We start from the raw sequence: 3,049 nt of genomic DNA, 5'->3' as shown, positions 1-3,049 counted from the left end.
TAATCCACTCTTTATTTTTTAATAAATTAATTGAGTCTAATACTTTATTCTTATAATTTACATACAAATCAATTTCGGCTTTACTATCTCCATAGTATTCCTTAAATGTAAAAGGAGCATACTTGCCATACTGTGAATATGAAATTTTGACTTTTTTTTCAAAATTTTTATAAATAGGTTTATTAATTATATTATAATTTATTTTTTTATTACAACCTATAACCAGTAAGATTGATGATAAAATAAGGTATTTGTTTATTGTCATTTAATTAGCTTTACTCTTAGCTCACGCGTGAATTCTCTCGCGTGCTTTTTTAATTTTTCAGCAATTTAAAAATAATTTTTAATATACTTCAACTGAAGACGAATTCCGCGTTAGGGATTACTTCGTCAGTCGCAAGCTCGTGTGGAGCATTTGTTTGAGCTCTTACTTAAAATACCTCAGGATTTTAAGTAAAGCGAGTGCGGATAGCCCGACCCTTGTGGGAACGCCCTAAAACTCAAGAATAGTATCGTAATGTTTGTGGTGATTTTTAAATTCTTGAACACCTTCTTTAAATGTCAAGTATTTTGCACCATTTTTATGGTTGTTTTTACTTATTAAATACATGTAATGAAAATGACGAGTGAGTTCTTTCCAGCCGAATAAGAGTGAGTGTTTTGGGTCGTACATGTGTGTGGGCTCACTGATGGCACCGTTGATTTCTACGATTTGGAAGTTTTTGCCTTTTGCTAAATCTTCATAAGAATGGTACATAATGTCCATTCTTCCGAAATGAAAACCACTGATTTGACTACAAATGGTATTGAAACTTTCCATCATTTCTGAGGTGGTTTCGTGACTAGCATCGACGAATTTTGTTCCGCGACAATGATTTCCGTAAGGAACCAAATTTATGGTTTGTCCTTCGTTTAAAATTGTGTTTAGTTTGTCTTTGTATTCTTCTTCAAGTACTTCTAATTGTAGTAGATAGCGTTTGTCTTGATGAAGTAATTCGCGAAGGGTGTTTTTTCCGTTTCCGGTTAGTATTATGAATTCTTTGGATACAATTCCGGTTATTTTTCCTGGTTGGTTTGGTAATTTTACGTAGAAAAGTCCGATTTCATTTTCGTACGGAATCAAATCTTGTATTAAAATAGCAAATTTTGCTTTTTTGAGATAATTTTCTAGTTCTTCTGTGTTGTGGATTTTTTTTACAGCTGTTCCTCTTAAACCAATATCGGGTTTTGCAATTAATGGGAATTGAATATTTTCGGAGTTAATTCTTTCTAAAATAACTTCTAAATTTTCATTTGGGCTAACTAAAATAGTTTTTGGATAATATTGTGGCGGAATCAAATCGTAAATCTCTTTTTTCGATTCCATAAAAAATCCTCCGTTTTTAATTGTTGGATTTGAAGCATTAAAGAAAAAAAATGATCGTGTTCTAATCACATAATACAAGTATTGGAAATAAACAGGCAAATACACTACTTGATATGGCCAATATTCCCAATGGGTTAACTTATGTAGGAAAAGATTCAGTTTTGTCATTTTATTCGAATAAATCAAGATACTCCATTTTTATTGAATCGTTAGTTACTTTGCATTGCGTTATGCTAATGGTTTTCAATACATCGTTGCGATTAATCTGTAAGCCAAATTCTTTATTTTCTGATTCTGTAAATTGATGAAAATGTAAAATTTCTTTTGGCGTCGGATTGTTGTTTCCTTTTATAAAATTTGTAAACCATGTTTTTCTTTGCTCTCTTATTTCTTTTGAATAGAGGGTAGAAGAGGACCAAATATGAAATTGCTTCGTATCGAATTCTGTTGTACTTTTTTCAACTTCATTCCATTGCAATTGCGTCAGTTTATTATTTTCAACTAATACAATTGTGAACGGTTCAATATCTGATAAATCAATTGTTTTCCAATAATCGACAGTGTTTTCGGCTGTCATCAAATCTAAGACAATCAAACCTCTACTTTTTCTGTATTTTAATTTTGGAATGTGTTTTTTTTGTGCTCCGTTAAGAAGAACAATTATTTTAGTATCATTGTGCGCTACCCAAGTTCCACCAGCTTTTGGATCTTTTGGGAAGATTATCTTTTTTCCATCAATTAAATATTCTTGTGGCGAAAGTGCTTTTTCGCGAGTAATTTTTTCATCTCTGTTGGATGTAATTATACAACCTTCAGGAGTTGGAATATACGTTACTGTGCACATTGTTTGCGATATTCTAGTGTTGAAGGCGCTACTCCGAAAGAATCGGATATTCTAATGTGAGGCAAACTATGTAACGCTACTTTTATCAAAGCTTGATGATGAATGCAGTGTTCTAAATTGTAAAGTAATTCTCTAAAGTAGTTGGTTTCAAGCATTTCTTTATCACTGAAACAATTGTGTACTAGTGATAATTGTTTGTTTGGTTTATCAAGTTCAAAACAATATTTTTCTAAGATTTTTATGGCTTCTGTTTTATCGGTTTGAAGCATTATATCTCTTTTTCGTTTATCATAATTGATAAGACCATTTTCATAATTATCCAAGAGTGAACCCAAAAGTTCAATACTATGGCGCATGTGCTCACCAATCGTAGCATTGCCCAATTCTGGGAACGACAATGTTATTTCTTCATTAGTTAATTGATGAAGAAGGTTAATGTTTTCAGAGAGATTATTTCTTAAACTTTGTATCAGCATGCCTTTACTTTGTTTCTGGAACAAATTTTATAGAAACCGAATTCATACAATAGCGTTGACCAGTAGTTTCTTTTGGTCCATCATCAAAAATATGACCTAAATGGCCATCACATTTGGCACATAAGACTTCCGTTCTAACCATTCCGTAGCTCAAATCTTGTTTGTATACAACTGAGCCTTTTATTGATTTATCAAATGATGGCCAACCACAGTGCGAATCAAATTTAGTGTCAGAAGTAAATAAATCATTTCCACAAGCAGCACAAACGTATTTTCCTTTTTCAAAATGATCCCAATATTCTCCCGTAAAGGCTCTTTCGGTTCCTTTGTTTCTTAAAACTTCATATTGCTCAGGTGTAAGCT

At 32.1% G+C, this 3,049-nt stretch carries 5 protein-coding genes; all 5 read right to left on the bottom strand.

Features of this window, described 5'->3' with window-relative positions; all coding sequences use genetic code 11:
- A partial coding sequence (locus L6Q46_RS13385) for a hypothetical protein (RefSeq protein ID WP_291284725.1) occupies positions 1 to 265 on the bottom strand: 265 nt, incomplete at its 3' end.
- Between the two features lie 228 nt (positions 266 to 493).
- Complete coding sequence (locus L6Q46_RS13380; RefSeq protein WP_291284724.1) at positions 494 to 1,534, bottom strand: D-alanine--D-alanine ligase; 1,041 nt, start codon at positions 1,532 to 1,534, stop codon at positions 494 to 496.
- 1 nt (position 1,535) lies between these two features.
- The gene (locus L6Q46_RS13375; RefSeq protein WP_291284723.1) at positions 1,536 to 2,210 is read right to left on the bottom strand and encodes an NRDE family protein; all 675 of its coding nucleotides are present in this window, start codon (positions 2,208 to 2,210) and stop codon (positions 1,536 to 1,538) included.
- Positions 2,198 to 2,686 (bottom strand): DinB family protein, encoded by a 489-nt coding sequence (locus L6Q46_RS13370; protein WP_291284722.1) that lies wholly within the window; start codon positions 2,684 to 2,686, stop codon positions 2,198 to 2,200. The genes L6Q46_RS13375 and L6Q46_RS13370 overlap by 13 nt, the downstream gene beginning before the upstream one ends.
- 4 nt (positions 2,687 to 2,690) lie before the next feature.
- Positions 2,691 to 3,049, bottom strand: a 359-nt coding sequence (msrB, locus tag L6Q46_RS13365; RefSeq protein ID WP_291284721.1) for a peptide-methionine (R)-S-oxide reductase MsrB, incomplete at its 5' end; no start/stop codon positions are given.

Source organism: Flavobacterium sp. (assembly GCF_023151265.1).
Classification (GTDB): domain Bacteria; phylum Bacteroidota; class Bacteroidia; order Flavobacteriales; family Flavobacteriaceae; genus Flavobacterium.
This window is presented reverse-complemented; position numbering and strand designations above follow the sequence as displayed.